This window comes from Pseudoalteromonas sp. 20-MNA-CIBAN-0454 (assembly GCF_040308685.1).
GTDB lineage: Bacteria > Pseudomonadota > Gammaproteobacteria > Enterobacterales > Alteromonadaceae > Pseudoalteromonas > Pseudoalteromonas nigrifaciens.
Window position 1 is genome coordinate 1 of sequence record NZ_JBEOOB010000090.1, and the last position, 946, is coordinate 946.

1 protein-coding gene is annotated in these 946 nt (G+C 45.2%); it reads left to right on the forward strand.

Going from position 1 to position 946, the window contains the following annotated elements:
• Window positions 1-95: 95 nt before the first annotated feature.
• Window positions 96-946: ISAs1 family transposase (locus AAEZ22_RS18070; RefSeq protein ID WP_352298350.1), on the forward strand; the 851-nt coding region annotated here is incomplete at its 3' end.

A 946-nucleotide genomic window follows, 5' to 3' on the forward strand; every position in this document is an offset into this window, starting at 1 on the left:
GCAGGGCGAGATCGCGAACGTTTTTTAAACAATAAACGATCAGTTTGACGATCTGATCTAGTTGTGATCATATACTCCTTTTTTGGGAGCATGCCATGTACCTTGAACTCTTTACTACACACTTTGACACCATCATCGACAACCGTCAGTCTGCAAAAGTTACCTATCCTTTATCTGATGTTTTATTCGTGACCTTATGTGGCGTGATTGCAGGCGCAGAGGGATGGTCGGAGATCCATGATTATGCTAAAGGTCATCACGAGTGGTTTCAGAAACAAGGTTTTTTAAGTGATGGCGTCCCGGTAGATGACACGATAGCGCGTATTATTTCCAAAATTGCTCCGGAACAATTCAGGCAATGTTTTATCGACTGGATGCAAGCGGTGCACAAGCTAACGCAGGGAGAAGTGATTGCCATAGATGGCAAAACGCTACGTAGCTCTTATGCACCAGAAGACAGAAAATCGACCATCCATATGGTGAACGCCTTTGCTTGTGCGAACAAAGTGGTGTTGGGGCAGCTGAAGACCGTGGAAAAATCGAATGAAATCACAGCCATCCCAGAGCTGATTCGATTGCTGGATATTGAAGGCGCCCTGGTTTCAATAGATGCGATGGGATGTCAAACGGCGATAGCAGAGCAAGTGATAGAGGGGAATGGGGATTATCTGTTGGCGCTTAAGGCAAACCAGGGAACGTTATACAACGCAGTAGAAGCGTTATTTGCCGGGCAACGAAGTCGCCCTCTTGATGGGATTGTCATAGAAAAGAACCGAGGCCGAATAGAAGCAAGAAGTTACCATGTAAAAGACGCCAGCGAACTGAAGGGAAACTTTAGTAAATGGGTTGGTCTGCAAACCGTTGGAATGAATCTAAGTTACCGGGAAGTAAAAGGAAAAAAATCGGAACTCACTTATCGTTACTACATCAGTTCAGCCAAGCTGAA